Raw genomic sequence first — 17,273 nt, 5'->3', positions numbered from 1 at the left:
GCTGGTTCCTCCTTGCGGCTCGGGGAGGGGGCGGGGGAGGAGCAACAAGCCTTGAACCAGTGGGAGCGCTCCCATAGTGATGAGAGGTCCAGGAGCGGTCAAGATGTGTGGCGAGTCGAAAAGATTCGACAGGTGCCGTCGAGAGAAAGTCAGTAACTCCCCTGTTCTTTGCCGTCACTTGGCGCTACCTTCGCTGGCACCAGTGGGAGCGGTTCCATCAGTCGACGCGTCCGTCACGGCGCGCCCGAACTGCAAGGAGTCGCTCATGCGACACCCCCCGCTCCACCTCACGCGTTCAGGACTTTTAGCCGCGGTCGCGGCCCGTCCGACGCCTCTTCGGCCGGCGTGCCGGCCCGCACGATCCCCGGGCGGTCCCACCGTGCCCGCGGGCCGTTCCTGACCTCCGAACGCGACGGCACCCCATGCCGTCCGGCAGCGGGCCGCGCCCGGCATGCGCACGGCCCCGGACGACAGCACCCGCACCCCCACGAAAGAAGGAACCCGCACTCATGACCCGTAGCAGAACCGCGATGCTCGCCGCCCTGGCGCTGGTCGCCGGGGCCTCCGGCACGGCCTTCGCCGCCCAGTCCGCGAACGCCGGCGCGGCGGCCGTCCCCTGCACCGTCGACTACGAGGTGCAGAACGACTGGGGCAGCGGCTTCACCGCCGCCGTGACCGTCACCAACAACGGCGCCGCCACCTCCGGATGGTCGCTGGGGTGGACGTACGCCGGCAACCAGAAGGTCACCAACAGCTGGAACGCGAAGGTCAGTCAGAGCGGTGCCGCCGTCACCGCGGCCAACGAGTCCTACAACGGGACCCTGTCCACGGGCGGTTCGGCGAGCTTCGGCTTCCAGGGCACCTACAGCGGCAGCAACGCGATCCCGGCCACCTTCACCCTCAACGGCGTGACCTGCAACGTCGACGACGGCGGCCCGACGGATCCGCCGGGCCCGACCGACCCGCCGGACCCCGGTGGTCCCTCCGACCGGGTGAACAACCCCTACGACGGCGCCCAGGTCTACGTGAACCCGGAGTGGTCCGCCAAGGCCGCCGCCGAACCCGGTGGCGACCGGATCGCCGACCAGCCCACCGGCGTGTGGCTTGACCGGATCGCCGCCATCGAGGGCGTGAACGGCGGCATGGGCCTGCGTGACCACCTCGACGAGGCGCTGACGCAGAAGGGATCCGGCGAACTCGCCGTCCAGCTCGTCATCTACAACCTGCCCGGCCGCGACTGCGCGGCCCTCGCCTCCAACGGCGAGCTGGGCCCGACGGAGATCGGCAAGTACAAGACCGAGTACATCGACCCGATCGCCGCCATCCTCGCCGACCCGAAGTACGCGGACCTCAGGATCGTCACCACGGTCGAGATCGACTCGCTGCCCAACCTCGTCACCAACGTCTCCGGGCGGCCGACCGCCACGGAGAACTGCGACGTGATGAAGGCCAACGGCAACTACCAGAAGGGCGTCGGCTACGCCCTGAACAAGCTCGGCGACATCGACAACGTCTACAACTACGTCGACGCCGGCCACCACGGCTGGCTCGGCTGGGACAGCAACTTCGGCCCCTCCGCCGACATGTTCAAGACCGCCGCCACCACCGAGGGGGCGACCGTCGCCGACGTGCACGGCTTCATCGTCAACACCGCCAACTACAGCGCCCTGAAGGAGGAGAACTTCAAGATCACGGACTCGGTGAACGGAACCCCCGTGCGCCAGTCCGACTGGGTCGACTGGAACCAGTACACCGACGAGCTGTCCTACGCCCAGGCCATGCGCGACAAGCTGGTCTCGATCGGCTTCGACCAGAACCTCGGCATGCTGATCGACACCTCCCGCAACGGCTGGGGCGGCGCCGACCGGCCCACCGGACCGGGCGCGACGACCGACGTGAACACTTACGTGGACGGTGGGCGCTACGACCGCCGTATCCACCTCGGCAACTGGTGCAACCAGTCCGGAGCCGGCCTCGGCGAGCGCCCGCAGGCCTCTCCCGCCGCCGGGATCGACGCGTACGTGTGGATGAAGCCCCCGGGCGAGTCCGACGGCGCGAGCGAGGAGATCCCGAACGACGAGGGCAAGGGCTTCGACCGGATGTGCGACCCCACGTACGAGGGCAACGCGCGCAACGGCAACAACCCGTCGGGCGCCCTGGGTAACGCCCCGGTGTCCGGGCACTGGTTCTCCGCGCAGTTCCAGGAGCTGATGAAGAACGCCTACCCGCCGCTTTCGTGAGCGGGTTCCCGCGTAGGTGACGCCGTCGGGGTCCGGCCTTCGGGCCGGGCCCCGGTGGTGCCCGGGCGGCGCCCGGGTTTTTGCGATAGCGGCAACAAGATTTGCCCCGGCGCCGTGAGTCGTCGCACCCTGGCGGCATCGCGAACGGGAGGCTGACCACCATGGCGCACGACCACCGACACCAGCAGCACAAGCACGACCACCCCGTACCCGAGCACGGCCACGGACACGGACCCGACCACCACGACCACGACCAGCTCGACTGGGCCGAGATGGCCCCCCTGCTGGAGGCGCAGGCGGAGCTGTACACGCCGCTGTACCGGCAGGCCATGACCTGGCTCGCACGCGAGGTGCCCGAGCCCGGCCTGGTCGTCGACGTCGGCAGCGGCCCCGGCGTCGTCTCCTGCCTGTTCGCCGACACCTTCCCCGGCGCACGCGTCGTCGCCGCCGACGGTGCCGGACCGCTGCTGGACCGGGCCCGCGACCGTGCCGCCCGGCTCCGTGTCGGCGACCGCTTCTCCACCCTCACCGGCGACCTGCCCGGCGTACTGGGCGAGTTGGACTACCCGGCCGACCTGATGTGGGCCAGCCAGAGCCTGCACCACCTCGGCGACCAGCGAGCGGCCCTCGCCGCGCTCGCCGGGCACCTCGCGCCCGGCGGCACGCTGGCGGTCCTGGAGGGCGGACTGCCCGCCCGGTTCCTGCCCCGCGACATCGGCATCGGGCGTCCCGGGCTGCAGGCCAGGATGCACGCCGTGGAGGAGGAATCGTTCGCCGAGATGCGCGCGAGCCTGCCCGGCACCGTGGCCGAGACCGAGGACTGGCCCGCGATGCTGACCGCGGCGGGCCTGAAGCACACCGGCACCCGGAGCTTCCTGCTGGACCTGCCCGCGCCGCTCACGGACGGGGCCCGCGCGTACGTCACCACCTCCCTGTCCCGGCTGCGGGACCGGATCGGGGACGGCCTCGACGCCGTGGACCGGACGCCGCTCGACCGGCTGCTCGACCCGGGGGACGAGGCGAGCGTGCACCGGCGCCAGGACGTGTTCGTGCTGCTGGCGCACACGGTCTACACGGCCCAGCGGACTTCCTGAGCCGCCCTGACCGCGGTACTCGACCGCGAGAGTCGACGCCGTGGTCGTACGGCCGCTGGGGCAGCCCGACCAAGACGCGCGGGGGCCCGGTCGCACCGACCGGGCCCCCGCACGTGGGACGACGTCTCATTCCCCGTTGAACTCCGCGGGGTCGAAGCCCAGGCGCCGGTCCTCGTTCAGCGCGCTGATCGCCGCGAGGTCCTCGGTGTCCAGGGCGAAACCGAACACGTCGATGTTCTCCTTGATCCGGGACGGCGTCACGGACTTCGGGATCACCACGTTGCCGGTCTGGAGGTGCCAGCGCAGCACGACCTGGGCCGGGGTGCGGCCGTGCTTCTGGGCGATCGCCACGATCGCCGGGATCTCCAGAATGCCCTTGCCGGAGCCGAGCGGGGACCACGCCTCGGTGGCGATGCCCTGCTCGGCGTGGTACTCGCGGGCGGCGTGCTGCTGCAGGTGCGGGTGCAGCTCGATCTGGTTGACGGCCGGGACGACCGACGTCTCGCCGATCAGCCGTTCCAGGTGCTCCGGGTGGAAGTTGGAGACGCCGATGGCGCGGATCCGGCCGTCGGCGTGCAGCTTCTCGAACGCCTTGTACGTGTCGACGTACCGCTCCTTGGCCGGCATGGGCCAGTGGATCAGGTACAGGTCGACGTACTCCAGGCCCAGCTTCGCCAGCGAGGTGTCGAAGGCGCGGAGGGTGGAGTCGTACCCCTGGTCCCTGTTCCAGAGCTTGGTGGTGACGAAGAGGTCCTCGCGGGCGATGCCGGAGGCGGCGATCGCCTTGCCGGTGCCCTCTTCATTGCCGTAGATCGCCGCTGTGTCGATGCTGCGGTACCCGGCCTCCAGCGCCTGGGCGACGGCCGTCTCGGCCTCGTCGTCCGGCACCTGCCAGACGCCGAAGCCCAGCTGGGGCATCTCGACGCCGTTGTTCAGGATGATCGGGGGGACCTTGCTGCTCACGAGCTCTTGATCCTTCGGTTGTGGTCAGGTGGTACTCATATCGTCAACGATCGCGGCCGTCGACGCATTCCTGACCGGCGAACTCACGCCGTGTACAGCGCCTCGACCTCGCTGCCGTAGGCCTTCTCGATGGCCTTGCGCTTCAGTTTCAGCGACGGGGTCAGCAGCCCGTGCTCCTCGGTGAACGGCTGGGCGAGGATGCGGAAGGTGCGGATCGACTCGGCCTGCGACACCAGCGTGTTGGCGGCGACGACCGCGCGCCGCACCTCCGTCTCCAGATCGGTGTCGTGCACCAGCTCGGCCGGAGGCATCCGCGGCTTGTTGCGCATCGTCAGCCAGTGCTCGACCGCCTCCTGGTCGAGGGTGATGAGGGCCGCGATGTAGGGCCGGTCGTTGCCGACGACGATGCACTGGTTGACCAGCGGATGGTCCCTCACGCGCTCCTCCAGCAGTCCGGGGGAGACGCTCTTGCCGCCGGAGGTCACCAGGATCTCCTTCTTGCGGCCGGTGATGGTGAGGTAGCCGTCCTCGTCCAGGGCGCCCAGGTCACCGGTGGCCAGCCAGTCGTCCTGGAGGGTCTCGTCGGTGGCCTTGGGATTGTTCAGGTAGCCCTGGAAGACGTTGTCGCCGTTCAGCCAGATCTCGCCGTCGTCCGCGATGTGCACGGTGACGCCCGGGACGGGCACCCCGACGGTGCCGAAGCGGGTGCGTTCGGGCGGGTTGGCGGTGGCGGCGGCCGTGGACTCGGTCAGGCCGTAGCCCTCGTAGATCTGCACGCCCGCGCCCGCGAAGAACAGTCCCAGCCGCCGGTCCATCGCCGAGCCGCCCGACATGGCGTTGCGGATGCGTCCGCCCATCGCGGCCCGCACCTTGGCGTAGACGAGCTTGTCGAAGAGCTGGTGCTGCATGCGCAGCCCCGCCGACGGGCCGGGGCCGATGCCCCAGGCCTTCGCCTCCACCGCCTCCGCGTACTTCACGGCCACGTCGACGGCCTTCTCGAAGGGGCCGGCCTTCCCCTCCTTCTCGGCCTTGCGCCGGGCCGCGTTGAAGACCTTCTCGAAGATGTACGGCACGGCCAGGATGAAGGTCGGTCTGAAGGCCGCGAGGTCGGGCAGCAGGGCGGCGGCGTTCAGCTGCGGCTGGTGGCCGAAGCGGACCCGGCCCCGGATCGCCGCGACCTCCACCATCCTGCCGAAGACGTGGGCGAGCGGCAGGAAGAGCAGGGTGGCCGCCTCGTCGCCCTTCCTGGAGTGGAACACCGGCTCCCAGCGCTCGATGACGGTGTCCGCCTCGTACATGAAGTTGCCGTGCGAGATGACACAGCCCTTGGGGCGGCCGGTGGTGCCCGAGGTGTAGATGACGGTGGCGGGCGTGTCGGGCGTGACCGCCTTCCGGTGCCGGTGCACCACCTCGTCGTCCAGGTGGGCGCCCGCGTCGTACAGCTCCTGGACGGCGCCGGAGTCGAGCTGCCACAGACCGCGCAGGTGCGGCAGCCGGTCGATGACGGTGGCGATCGTCATCGCGTGGTCCTCGTGCTCCACGACCGCGGCCGTCACCTCGGCGTCGTACAGCATCCACATGCACTGCTCGGCCGACGAGGTCGGATAGATCGGCACCACCTGGGCCCCGATCGTCCACAGCGCGAAGTCGAAGAGGGTCCACTCGTAGCGGGTGCGGGACATGATGGCGACCCGGTCGCCGAAGCGGATGCCCTGGGCGAGCAGCCCCTTGGCGAGGGCCAGCACCTCGTCGCGGAACGCGCCGGCGGTCACGTCCCGCCACCGCCCGGCGTCGTCCTTGCGGCCGAGCGCGATGTGCCGCGGATCCTCCTGGGCATGCCGGAAGACGGCGTCGGCCAGACCGCCCACCGGTGGTGCCGACGTCGACGGAGGACTGGTGAACTCGCGCAAACCCCGCTCCCCGCTTCTGGTGACGCCCCGCGCAGCGCGGTGAAAGCTACCCCACCCGGCGTGGGTGCGGGAGGGGCGTCAAAATCGAACAGGGCTCATGTTCGCGCTGGTCAGCAAGGGAAAATGCGCCCACATGGGGAAGGGTCGGACACATTCCTGACCGTTGAGTAAGTTTCGGTGCCGTAATCTCCACGGAATCTGTACGACCCGCTTACCGCCGGTACGGTGGGTGGCTCCGACGGCTGTCCGGGTCACCCGAGGCCCGCGCTCCGAGGCCGGTGCAGCCGGTCGCCGCCCGCCAGGATCGCCGACGCGAGGGCGTCGGCCGCGCCCCGCGCCGAGGGGTGGCGCCTGCCGTGCACCAGCACGAAGTCGACACGGCCCAGTTCGGGCAGTCCGGCCCGTTCCGGCACCCGTACCAGGCCGGGCGGGACGAGCCCGCGCGAGTGCGCCATCACACCGAGGCCCGCGCGGGCCGCCGCGATCAGGCCGTTGAGGCTGCCGCTGGTGCACGCGACGCGCCACTCGCGGCCCTGCCGCCGCAGGGCCTCCAGTGCGAGCGCGCGGGTGATGCCCGGCGGCGGATAGACGATGAGCGGCACCGGACGGTCCGGGTCGACGCGCAGCCGCTCCGCGCCGATCCACACCAGCCGGTCGCGCCGGACCGGCTCGCCCCGCGGGTCCTCGGGCCGTCGCTTGGCAAGCACCAGGTCGAGCTTCCCGGCGGCCAGCTGCTCGTGCAGCGTGCCCGACAGCTCCACCGTCAGCTCCAGGTCCACCTCGGGGTGCTCGTGCCGGAAGCCCTCCAGGATCTCCGGCAGCCGGGTCAGCACGAAGTCCTCGGACGCCCCGAAGCGCAGCCGCCCGCGCAGCCGGGTGCCGGTGAAGAAGACCGTCGCCTGCTCGTGCACCTCCAGGATCCGGCGCGCGAACCCGAGCATCGCCTCGCCGTCCTCCGTCAGCTCCACGGAGTGCGTGTCGCGGCTGAACAGCTGCCGGCCGGTGGCGCCCTCCAGCCGCCGCACGTGCTGGCTCACGGTCGACTGGCGCAGCCCGAGCCGCCGGGCGGCCTGCGTGAAGCTCAGCGTCTGGGCCACCGACAGGAACGTGCGCAGGTGGGAAGGGGCGTACACCACTCCAGCCTATCGCAGAACGCGATGACAGTCAGAGCGGTATACGGGATTCCCGATCGCCCGGTGAGAGAGCAGGATGGACCGGGGACCCGTGACCCGTCCCCGACCTTCGGACGACAGTGCACAAGACAGCGAACGAGCAAGTGGAGCACCGTGAAACGCCTGCGATGGCCGCGTCGGCTGCCGATCGACCCGTACATCCTGCTGCTGCTCGGGACGGTGGGCCTCGCCGCGCTGCTGCCGGCCCGCGGCACGGGAGCGGATGTCGCCTCCGGTGCCTCCACCGCCGCGATCGCCTTCCTCTTCTTCCTCTACGGCGCCCGGCTCTCCACCCGTGAGGCGATGGACGGCCTGCGGCACTGGCGGCTCCATGTCACCGTGCTCGCCTGCACCTTCGTCGTCTTCCCGCTGCTCGGCCTCGCCTCGCGCGGACTCGTCCCGGTCTTCCTGACCGACCCCCTCTACCAGGGGCTGCTCTTCCTCACCCTGGTCCCGTCGACCATCCAGTCGTCGATCGCCTTCACCTCCATCGCCCGCGGCAACGTGCCCGCCGCGATCTGCGCGGGTTCCTTCTCCTCGCTGGTGGGCATCGTCGTCACGCCGCTGCTGGCCGCCGCCCTGCTGGGCGGGGGCGGGGGCGGGTTCTCCGCCGACTCGGTCGTCAAGATCGTGCTGCAACTGCTGGTGCCGTTCGTCGCCGGGCAGGTGCTGCGCCGCTGGATCGGGGGCTTCGTCGCCCGGCACAAGAGGGTCCTCGGCCTCGTCGACCGCGGCTCGATCCTCCTCGTCGTCTACACGGCGTTCAGCGAGGGCATGGTCCAGGGCGTCTGGCATCAGGTCAGCCCGGTCCGGCTGGCCGGGCTGCTCGCCGTCGAGGCCGTGCTGCTCGCCGTGATGCTGCTGCTGACCTGGTACGGGGCGAAGGCGCTGCGCTTCGGCCGGGAGGACCGGATCGCGATCCAGTTCGCCGGGTCGAAGAAGTCCCTCGCCGCGGGGCTGCCGATGGCGAGCGTCCTGTTCGGCGCCCAGGCCTCACTGGCCGTGCTGCCGCTGATGCTCTTCCACCAGATGCAGCTGATGGTGTGCGCGGTCATCGCCAAGCGCCGGTCGCAGGACCCGGAGGCGGTCGCCTCGGAGCAGTCGGAGCAGTCGGAGCAGTCGGAGCAGGCAGGGCAGCCGGGGCAGCCCGAGGAGGCCGGGGCGTCCGGGAAGCCCGCCGCCCCGGCGCGCACCAGGGTCGGCACCGGGAGGCGCTGAGCGGCGAGGGCCCTCTCAGCCGCCCGCCGTCACGCTGTCCATGGGCAGGTGCAGCACGGTGTTCCCGAGGGCCGACGGCGGATTACCGGTGGCGATCTCCTCGTCGGTCAGTGCCCGGTTCCAGACGTGCACCTCGTCGATCGAGCCGGTGAAGCGGGCCCGGCCGTCCACGCGCTCCCCGATGTGCACGCCGAACGGCGAGTTCCGGCTGACCGAGCCCGGCACGTCCGCCGCGTCGACCGTCGTACCGTCGACGAACAGCGTGAGCCTGCCCTCGCCGCGCCGCAGCGCGAGGTGGTGCCAGCGGCCGTCGTTGTGGGCGCGGTCGGTGCGCACCCACGCCGAGCGCGGGGCCGCCCCGCCCTCACGCGTGGTGATCAGCCCCTGGACGCGGCCGTTGCCGGGCTCGGCGCGCAGCCACACCTGGGGCTGCGTGGTGCCGACCCCGCCCATCCACAGCAGCGGCTGCTCCCCGTCGTCCGCCGAGTACCGGAACCACAGCGACGCCGTGAAGTCCCCGGCCCCGAGCGGCAGCCGCTCGTCGTACGGCAGCCGCACCGCGTCGTCGGCCCCGTCGAAGGAGAGCGCGCCGCCCACCGCGCCGCCCACCGCGCCGCCCACCGCGCCGCTCACCGCGCCGTCCGTCGTACCGGCGCCGCCGAGCACGACCGCGGGCGCGGCACCCGCGGCGAGGTCGGGGGTGGTGGGGTCGGCGGCCCGGCGCGGCTGGAGCCAGTCCTCGGTGAAACGGGCGAAGCGGATCTCGTCGCGGGCGTCCACCGCCCCGGCCTCGTACAGCAGGCCCACCGCCGCGTCGTCGACGGCCACCATGTCGGAGTAGCCGGACCAGTCCCGGGTGACGACCGTGCCGCGGTCCACGCTGTCCCAGGTGGCGCCGCCGTCGTAGGAGGAGCGGACCGTCATCGTCCGGCGGCGGTCGGGGTCGGCGGGGGCGGACAGCAGCATCCGGTCGCCGAGGCGGAGCACGGCGCCCTGCACCTGCGGGGTGTACAGGTCCGGGAGGGCCTGGAAGGGCGCGGCGAAACTGTCGCCGCCGTCTCGGCTGACGGCCAGGGTGCGGTGGCCGAGGTCGGTGCCGTTCTCCTCCCGGCCGCTGACCAGGAGCGACCCGTCGGCGCGTTCGGTGAGGGTGACCTCGGACGGCTTCTGCCGGAACGTGCCGTCGGCGGCGACGGGCCAGGTGTCGGTGGCCCCGACCTTCCAGTGCTCGCCCCCGTCGTCGCTGACCACGAGCGCCGCGTGGTTGGCGGTGACCCTCCCCCAGCCTCCGGCCGGGGGGACCCCCATCTCGCTTCGCTCACCGTCCCAGGTCTCGGCGTTGACGCCGACGACGAGCCGTCCGGGGTGGCTGCCGCCGGTGAGCTGGATGCCGTGCACGGGGCCGGTCGCGTACCAGGAGTCCCAGTCGGGCGGCAGGATGTCGGCGCTCAGGTCGCGGGGCGCGGACCAGGTGCGGCCGTCGTCGTCGCTGTACTGGAGGTGGGGGGTGCGGGCACAGGGCACCGCGCAGCCGGCGGCGTCCGTACGGCCGGCGTTGTACGTCTCGACCAGCAGGATCCGGCCGGTGGTGCGGTCCACGACCGGGGCGGGGTTGCCGTGGGTGTCGCCGCCGCCGTCGTTGACGACCTGGAGCGGCCCCCAGGTGCGTCCGCCGTCGGTGGACCGCTTGACGACGATGTCGATGTCACCGGCGTCCCCGCAGTCGAGGACGCGGCCCTCGGCGAAGGCCAGCAGGGTGCCGTCCGTCGTCCGCACGATCGCGGGGATGCGGAAGCAGGCGTAGCCGCCCGGGTCCTGGTCCGCCTTGAAGAGGACCTGCTGCTCGAACTCCGGCGCCCGGACCCCGGATTCGGCGTGGGCGGGGAGCGTGGAGGCGGCCAGGGCGAAGAGGGAGGCGAGGGCGAGCAGGGGGGAGCGCGGGAGCGCGCGGGGAGGTGACGGCATGGAACGGTCTGCCCTTCAAGCGGCTGGTCGGGAGCCGGTCGTCAGGACATCAGTACATCAGGACGTTCCCGCCCGATACGCCCCGTGTGATCCACGCGCGTGTCGCCCGACGGCGCCTGGGAAGGCGCCCGGGAAAAGGCACTCGAGACGGGGCCCCTGCGGCGCAGGGGGCGCTCCCCGCCGGTCGGGGCCCCGCCGCCGTGACGCGGGAACCGGGTCAGCCCCGGGCGGCCGCGGCCCGCAGGGCGACGCGGTCCTCACCCGCGTACACGTTCATGGAGCTGCCGCGCAGGAAGCCCACCAGCGTCAGCCCCGTCTCGGCGGCCAGGTCCACCGCGAGCGAGGACGGCGCCGACACCGCGGCCAGCACCGGGATGCCCGCCATCACGGCCTTCTGCGCCAGCTCGAAGGAGGCCCGGCCCGACACCAGCAGGACCGACCGGGACAGCGGCAGGTCCCCGTTCTGGAGGGCGCGGCCGACCAGTTTGTCGACGGCGTTGTGCCGGCCCACGTCCTCCCGTACGTCCACCAGCTCACCGTCCTCGGTGAACAGGGCCGCCGCGTGCAGGCCGCCGGTCCGGTCGAAGACCCGCTGGGCGGCGCGCAGCCGGTCGGGCAGGTCCGCCAGCAGCTCGGGGGTGACGCGTACCGGGGGAGTGTCGGCGATGGGCCAGCGGGCCGTCGTGCGCACCGCGTCCAGGCTGGCCTTGCCGCACAGGCCGCAGGACGAGGTCGTGTAGACGTTCCGCTCCAGCGTGATGTCCGGGACCGGGACGTCCGGGGTCGTCCGGACGTCGACGACGTTGTACGTGTTGGCTCCGTCGGCCGTGGCGCCCGCGCAGTAGACGATGTTCTGCAGGTCGCCCCGCTCGGCGAGCACCCCCTCGCTGACCAGGAAACCGGCCGCGAGCGCGAAGTCGTCGCCCGGAGTGCGCATCGTGATCGCGAGGGGCTTGCCGTTCAGCCGGATCTCCAGCGGTTCCTCGGCGACGAGCGTGTCCGGGCGGGTGGAGACCGCGCCGTCCCGTACGCGGATCACCTTGCGTCGTTCCGTGACTCGTCCCATGTCCGTGCCCCTTGTGCCGGTCAGTCCCGGTTCTGTACGTGCTGGTAGCCGAAGCGGCCCTTGATGCAGAGGTTGCCGTGGGTCACCGGGTTGTCGTGCGGCGAGGTGACCTTCACGATCTCATTGTCCTGCACGTGGAGGGTGAGGTTGCAGCCCACTCCGCAGTACGCGCACACCGTGGTCGTCTCCGTCTGCCGCCCCTCGTCCCAGGTGCCCGCCGCGCGCATGTCGAACTCGGATCTGAACGACAGGGCGCCCGTGGGGCAGACCTCGATGCAGTTGCCGCAGTAGACGCACGCCGAGTCGGTCAGCGGGGCGTCCCGCTCGACCGAGATCCGGGCGTCGAAGCCGCGACCGGAGACGGAGATCGCGAACGTGTTCTGCCACTGCTCGCCGCAGGCGTCCACGCACTTGTAACAGAGGATGCACTTGCCGTAGTCGCGCACGTACAGGTCGTTGTCGATCCTGGGTTCCTCGTCGACGCGGGCGGCGTCCGGGCCGAAGCGGTCGGGCTTCGCCTCGTACTCCTTGATCCACTGCGCGACGGCGGGGGTCGTGGAGAGGTCGACCGACGAGGCGAGCAGTTCGAGGACGACTTTGCGGCTGTGCCGGGCGCGCTCGGTGTCCGTCCGCACCACCATGCCCGGCTCGGCCCTGCGCGAGCAGGCGGGCGCGAGGGTCCGGGCGCCCTCGACCTCCACCACGCAGACCCGGCAGGCGTTCTTCGGGGTGAGGGTGTCGCCCTCGCACAGGGTCGGGACGTCCGTCCCGGCGGCCCGGCAGGCGTCGAGGATCGTCGACCCCTCGGGGACCCGGGCCTCCTGGCCGTCGAGGGTGAACTCCACCAGCCGGCGCGGCACTCCGAGCGGTATCGCGGTCATTCGTACGCCCCCAGACGGTCGATGGCGGATTCCACGGCGTTCCACGCGGTCTGCCCGAGACCGCAGATCGAGGCGTCCCGCATCGCGCGGCCGACCTCGCGCAGCAGGGCGATGTCGTCGGCCGCGGCGGCACCCGTGCGCTCCACGATCCGGCGCAGCGCCTCCTCCTGGCGCACGGTCCCGACCCGGCACGGCACGCACTGCCCGCACGACTCGTCGCGGAAGAACTCCGCGACGCGCAGCAGCAGCCGGGGCAGCGGGACGGTGTCGTCGAAGGCCATGACGACTCCGGAGCCGAGCGTCGTGCCGGCCTGTCGGGTGCCCTCGAAGGTGAGGGGGATGTCGAGTTCGTCGGGGCGCACGAAGCCGCCCGCCGCGCCGCCGAGCAGTACCGTCCGCAGACCCCCGCGCACTCCGGCGAGCGTGAGCAGCTCGCCCAGAGTGGCGCCGAACGGCAGCTCGTAGACGCCGGGGCGGTCCACGCTGCCCGACACGCAGTACAGCTTGGGGCCGGTGGAGGTCGCCGTGCCGATCGCCGCGTACGCCGGGGCGCCCATGGTCAGGATCGGCAGCACGTTCACCAGTGTCTCGACGTTGTTCTCCACCGTCGGCTTGCCGAACAGCCCCTTCTCCACGGGGAACGGCGGCTTGGAGCGGGGCTCGCCCCGGTAGCCCTCGATGGAGTTGAACAGGGCCGTCTCCTCACCGCAGATGTACGCGCCCGCGCCCCGCCGGATCTCGATGTCGAAGGCGTAGCCCTGACCGAGGACGTCGTCGCCGAGCAGGCCCCGGGTGCGGGCCTGCGCGATGGCGTGGGTGAGGCGGGCGAGGGCGCGCGGGTACTCGCCGCGCAGGTAGAGGTAGCCCTTGTGCGCGCCGGTGGCGTACGCGGCGATCGTCATCGCCTCGACGAGCGCGTACGGGTCGCCCTCCATGAGCACGCGGTCCTTGAAGGTGCCGGGCTCGGACTCGTCGGCGTTGCAGACGAGGTAGTGCGGGTGGTCGGGCTGGGCGGCCGTCGCCTGCCACTTGCGTCCGGTGGGGAAGGCGGCGCCGCCGCGGCCGACCAGGCCCGCGTCGGTGACCTCGCGGATGACGCCGGCCGGGCCCAGCTCGAAGGCGCGGCGCAGGGCCGTGTAGCCGCCGTGGGCGCGGTAGTCGTCCAGGGCGGCGGGGTCGGTGGTGCCGACGCGTGCGAGGAGGGTCAGGGGGGACTCGCCGGTCTGGGGGACCGCCGCGGCGGGCGGGGGTTCGGCGGGGGCGGATTCGGGGGCGGTGGCGGCGCGGACGGCGGTGTCGGGAGTGGCGGGGGCGCATACGGCGGTGGCCCGCTGCCCCGATCGGCCCGCGCGGACCGCCAGAGCCGCCGGGGCCCGCTCGCACAGGCCCAGGCACGGGCCACGCTCGACCCGCACCCCGCTTGCCGGTCCCAGTCGCGTCTCCACGGCCGCGCACAGGTCGCCCGCTCCGGCTGCCGCGCAGGCCAGGTCGGTGCAGAGGTGGAGCACCGTCGCCGGGCGGGGGCGGACCGAGAACATCGCGTAGAAGGTGGCGACCCCGTACGCCTCCGCAGGCGGCACCGTCAGGCGTCGGCACAGGTAGTCCAGGGCGCCCTCGCTGATCCAGCCGACCCGGTCGTTCAACGCGTGCAGCCCCGGCAGGAGCAGGTCGCGGCGGTCCCGGGCCGCCCGTCCGCCGCGCGCCCAGCGCAGGTCGGCGGCGTCCGTCCCCTCGCGGGCGGCGCCCTCCCAGGACGACTCGGGCGGGCCGAGCAGGGCGTCGACGGCCGCGCGTTCCTCGTCCGTCGGCTCGCTGTCACCGAAGCGCAGGTCCACCGGTGCTCACCTTCTCGATCCGGATCGCCGAGGCCTTGAACTCCGCCGTCCCGGCGATCGGGCAGTTGGCCTCGATGGTCAGCTGGTTGGTGTCCACCTCGTCGGGAAAGTGGAAGCTCATGAAGGCGAGCCCGGGGCGGAGCGCGGTGTCGACCCACACGGGCGCGACCACCGAGCCGCGCCGCGAGGCCACCCGCACCTCCTCGCCGACCACCACTCCGTAGCGTTCGGCGTCCTCCGGGCACAGCTCGACGGACTCGCCGCGGCGGAGAGGAGACGAGTAACCACCGCTCTGCACACCGGTGTTGTAGGAGTCGAGCCGCCGGCCCGTGGTCAGCCTGATCGGGTACTCCTCGTCGGTGAGGTCCACGGGCGGGTCGTGCCGGACGATGCCGAAGGGCGCGCGCGGGCCGCGCCGGTCCGGGTCCGGCTCCCACAGCCTGCCGTGCAGGTAGGTCGGTTCCAGCTCCTCGGTGCTCGGGCACGGCCACTGGATGCCCTGGTGCTCCTCCAGGCGCGCGTACGTCATCCCGTGGTGGTCCGGCGACAGGGACCGCAGCTCGTTCCAGACGGCCTCGGCGTCGGCGTACTTCCAGTCGTGGCCGAGGCGGGCCGCCAGGTCGCAGAGGATGTCGACGTCCTCCCGTGCCTCCCCGGGCGGGGTCACGGCCTTGCGGACGCGCTGCACGCGCCGCTCGCTGTTGGTGGTGGTGCCGTCGGTCTCGGCCCAGCCGGCGGTCGCCGGGAGGACCACGTCGGCCAGTTCGGCGGTCTTCGTCAGGAAGATGTCCTGCACGACGAGGAAGTCCAGCGCCCGCAGCCGTCGTACCGCCTGTTCGCCGTCCGCCTCCGACTGCGCCGGGTTCTCGCCGATGCAGTAGACGGCCCGCAGCGTGCCGTCGTCCATGGCCTCGAACATCTCCGTCAGAGTGAGGCCGTGGTGCGGCGGGACGACCGTGTCCCAGGCCGTCTCGAACTTCGCCCGGACCTCGGGGTCGAGCACGTCCTGGAAGCCGGGCAGCCGGTTGGGGATCGCGCCCATGTCGCCGCCGCCCTGCACGTTGTTCTGGCCGCGCAGGGGCTGGAGCCCGGAGCCGTAGCGGCCGACGTGGCCGGTGAGCAGGGAGAGGTTGATCAGCGCGCGGACGTTGTCGGTGCCGTTGTGGTGCTCGGTGATGCCGAGGGTCCAGCACAACTGGGCGCGCTCGGCGCGGGCGTAGGCGTGCGCGAGGTCGCGGATCGCGGCGGCCGGTACGCCCGTCACCTTCTGGGCGAGGGAGAGCGTCCACGGCTCGACCAGGGCCCGGTACTCCTCGTAGCCGGTGGTCGCGCGCCCGACGAACGCCTCGTTGACGAGCCCGGCGTGGATGATCTCGCGGCCGATCGCGTGCGCCAGCGGGATGTCCGTGCCGACGTTCGGGCCGAGCCAGCTCTCCGCCCACTCGGCGGTGGAGGTGCGGCGCGGATCGACGGCGTACATGCGGGCGCCGCCCTGGATGCCCTTCAGCACGTGCTGGAAGAAGATCGGGTGGGCGAAGCGGGCGTTGGATCCCCACATCACGATCACGTCGGTGTGCTCGATCTCCTCGTACGAGGAGGTCCCGCCGCCCGAGCCGAAGGCGGCCGACAGGCCGGCGACGCTCGGCGCGTGGCAGGTGCGGTTGCAGGAGTCGACGTTGTGGGTGCCCATGACGACCCGGGCGAACTTCTGCGCCACGTAGTTCATCTCGTTGGTCGCCCGCGCGCAGGAGAACATGCCGAACGCGCCGCGCGCCGCCGTCAGGCCCCGGGCGGTCCGGTCCAGGGCCTCGTCCCAGGTCGCCCGGCGCAACGGCGCGTCGCGGGAGTCGCGCACCAGCGGGTGGGTGAGGCGGGTGTAGGTCTTCGGTTGCCGTTTCCTCATGCGGCGCTCCTCAGCGCGAGCAGGTCCGAGATGGCGTGCACGGTGCGCAGGGTGGGCACGTCCACGCCGGTGATCTCCGCCAGTTCGACGACGGCCGCGAGGAGCACGTCGAGTTCGAGCGGCTTGCCGCGCTCCAGGTCCTGGAGCGTGGAGGTGCGGTGGTCGCCGACCTTCTCGGCGCCCGCGAGGCGTCGCTCGATGGAGACGCCGACCTCGCAGCCGAGGGCCTCGGCGACCGCCAGGGTCTCGGCCATCATGGTCTCGATGACCTGGCGGGTGCCGCCGTGCAGGCACATCTGCCGCATGGTGGCGCGGGCCAGGGCGCTGATCGGGTTGAAGGAGATGTTGCCGAGCAGCTTCAGCCAGATGTCATTGCGCAGGTCCGGTTCGACCGGGCACCGCAGGCCGCCCGACCGCATCGCCTCGCTGAGCGCCAGACACCGGGCCGAGACATCGCGGCCGGGCTCGCCGATCGAGAACCGGGTGCCTTCCAGGTGCCGGACCACACCCGGCTGTTCGAGTTCGGTGGCGGCGTAGACGACGCAGCCGACGGCCCGTTCGGGCGCGAGCACCGCACTGACCGCGCCGGACGGGTCCACGCTCTCGAGGCGGCGTCCGTCGTACGGGCCGCCGTGCCGGTGGAAGTACCACCAGGGGATGCCGTTCTGGGCGGCCACGACCGCCGTGGAGTCGTGCAGCAGCGGCTCGATCAGCGGCCCGCACGCCGCGTACGAGTTGGCCTTCAGGCCCAGGAACACATAGTCGACCGGGCCGACTTCGGCCGGGTCGTCGGTGGCGTGGGCGTGCGCGGTGAAATCGCCGCGCGGGCTGCGCACCCGTACCCCGTACTGCCTCATGGCCGCCAGATGCGGTCCACGGGCGATCAGATGCACGTCGGCGCCCGCACGGTGGAGCGCGGCGCCGACGTAGGCGCCGATCGCCCCGGCGCCGAGGACTGCGACTTTCATGGCGAGGGAGCTCCGTTCGGTCGAGGGATACCGAGGAACCGCCGACCGAACCCGATTC

Annotated in this window: 12 protein-coding genes; 3 read left to right on the top strand and 9 right to left on the bottom strand. The window is 72.1% G+C overall.

What is annotated here, in order from left to right; translation table 11 throughout:
* Window positions 1–509: 509 nt before the first annotated feature.
* Window positions 510–2,240, top strand: a complete 1,731-nt coding sequence (locus ACIQ6R_RS23510; protein ID WP_404171265.1) for a glycoside hydrolase family 6 protein — start codon at window positions 510–512, stop codon at window positions 2,238–2,240.
* 161 nt (window positions 2,241–2,401) lie between these two features.
* A complete protein-coding gene (locus tag ACIQ6R_RS23505; RefSeq protein ID WP_404223156.1) occupies window positions 2,402–3,334 on the top strand; it encodes a class I SAM-dependent methyltransferase in 933 nt (310 codons plus the stop codon).
* Window positions 3,335–3,460: 126 nt separating this feature from the next.
* Here ACIQ6R_RS23505 and ACIQ6R_RS23500 read toward each other — a convergent pair whose 3' ends face one another.
* The 3 genes from ACIQ6R_RS23500 to ACIQ6R_RS23490 form a co-directional block, all read right to left on the bottom strand.
* The gene (locus ACIQ6R_RS23500) at window positions 3,461–4,297 is read right to left on the bottom strand and encodes an aldo/keto reductase (protein ID WP_404171259.1); all 837 of its coding nucleotides are present in this window, start codon (window positions 4,295–4,297) and stop codon (window positions 3,461–3,463) included.
* 83 nt (window positions 4,298–4,380) lie between these two features.
* The gene (locus ACIQ6R_RS23495; protein ID WP_404223155.1) at window positions 4,381–6,207 is read right to left on the bottom strand and encodes an AMP-dependent synthetase/ligase; all 1,827 of its coding nucleotides are present in this window, start codon (window positions 6,205–6,207) and stop codon (window positions 4,381–4,383) included.
* A 251-nt stretch (window positions 6,208–6,458) separates the two neighbouring features.
* A complete protein-coding gene (locus ACIQ6R_RS23490) occupies window positions 6,459–7,340 on the bottom strand; it encodes a LysR substrate-binding domain-containing protein (protein WP_404223154.1) in 882 nt (293 codons plus the stop codon).
* A 153-nt stretch (window positions 7,341–7,493) separates the two neighbouring features.
* Between ACIQ6R_RS23490 and ACIQ6R_RS23485 the strand changes: the two genes are divergently transcribed.
* Window positions 7,494–8,597 (top strand): bile acid:sodium symporter family protein, encoded by a 1,104-nt coding sequence (locus tag ACIQ6R_RS23485; RefSeq protein ID WP_404223153.1) that lies wholly within the window; start codon window positions 7,494–7,496, stop codon window positions 8,595–8,597.
* A 15-nt stretch (window positions 8,598–8,612) separates the two neighbouring features.
* Here ACIQ6R_RS23485 and ACIQ6R_RS23480 read toward each other — a convergent pair whose 3' ends face one another.
* The 6 genes from ACIQ6R_RS23480 to ACIQ6R_RS23455 form a co-directional block, all read right to left on the bottom strand.
* Window positions 8,613–10,562 carry an exo-alpha-sialidase gene (locus tag ACIQ6R_RS23480; protein ID WP_404223152.1) on the bottom strand — a complete coding sequence of 650 codons (1,950 nt, stop codon included), beginning with the start codon at window positions 10,560–10,562 and terminating at the stop codon, window positions 8,613–8,615.
* Between the two features lie 217 nt (window positions 10,563–10,779).
* Window positions 10,780–11,628 (bottom strand): formate dehydrogenase accessory sulfurtransferase FdhD, encoded by an 849-nt coding sequence (gene fdhD / locus ACIQ6R_RS23475; RefSeq protein ID WP_404223151.1) that lies wholly within the window; start codon window positions 11,626–11,628, stop codon window positions 10,780–10,782.
* Window positions 11,629–11,648: 20 nt separating this feature from the next.
* Window positions 11,649–12,509, bottom strand: a complete 861-nt coding sequence (locus ACIQ6R_RS23470; RefSeq protein WP_404223150.1) for a 2Fe-2S iron-sulfur cluster-binding protein — start codon at window positions 12,507–12,509, stop codon at window positions 11,649–11,651.
* Window positions 12,506–14,344, bottom strand: coding sequence for an NADH-ubiquinone oxidoreductase-F iron-sulfur binding region domain-containing protein (locus ACIQ6R_RS23465; protein WP_404223149.1), 1,839 nt, complete (start codon window positions 14,342–14,344; stop codon window positions 12,506–12,508). The genes ACIQ6R_RS23470 and ACIQ6R_RS23465 overlap by 4 nt, the downstream gene beginning before the upstream one ends.
* Window positions 14,325–16,247 (bottom strand): molybdopterin oxidoreductase family protein, encoded by a 1,923-nt coding sequence (locus ACIQ6R_RS23460; protein WP_404223148.1) that lies wholly within the window; start codon window positions 16,245–16,247, stop codon window positions 14,325–14,327. The genes ACIQ6R_RS23465 and ACIQ6R_RS23460 overlap by 20 nt, the downstream gene beginning before the upstream one ends.
* A complete protein-coding gene (locus ACIQ6R_RS23455) occupies window positions 16,244–17,215 on the bottom strand; it encodes a 2-dehydropantoate 2-reductase (protein ID WP_404171233.1) in 972 nt (323 codons plus the stop codon). Before ACIQ6R_RS23455 ends, ACIQ6R_RS23460 begins: the two co-directional genes overlap by 4 nt.
* Window positions 17,216–17,273: the final 58 nt, after the last annotated feature.

This window comes from Streptomyces sp. NPDC096048 (genome assembly GCF_044763415.1).
Lineage (GTDB): Bacteria > Actinomycetota > Actinomycetes > Streptomycetales > Streptomycetaceae > Streptomyces.
Note: the sequence above shows the minus strand (reverse complement) of the source record. Positions and strands in the feature narration are given on the sequence as shown.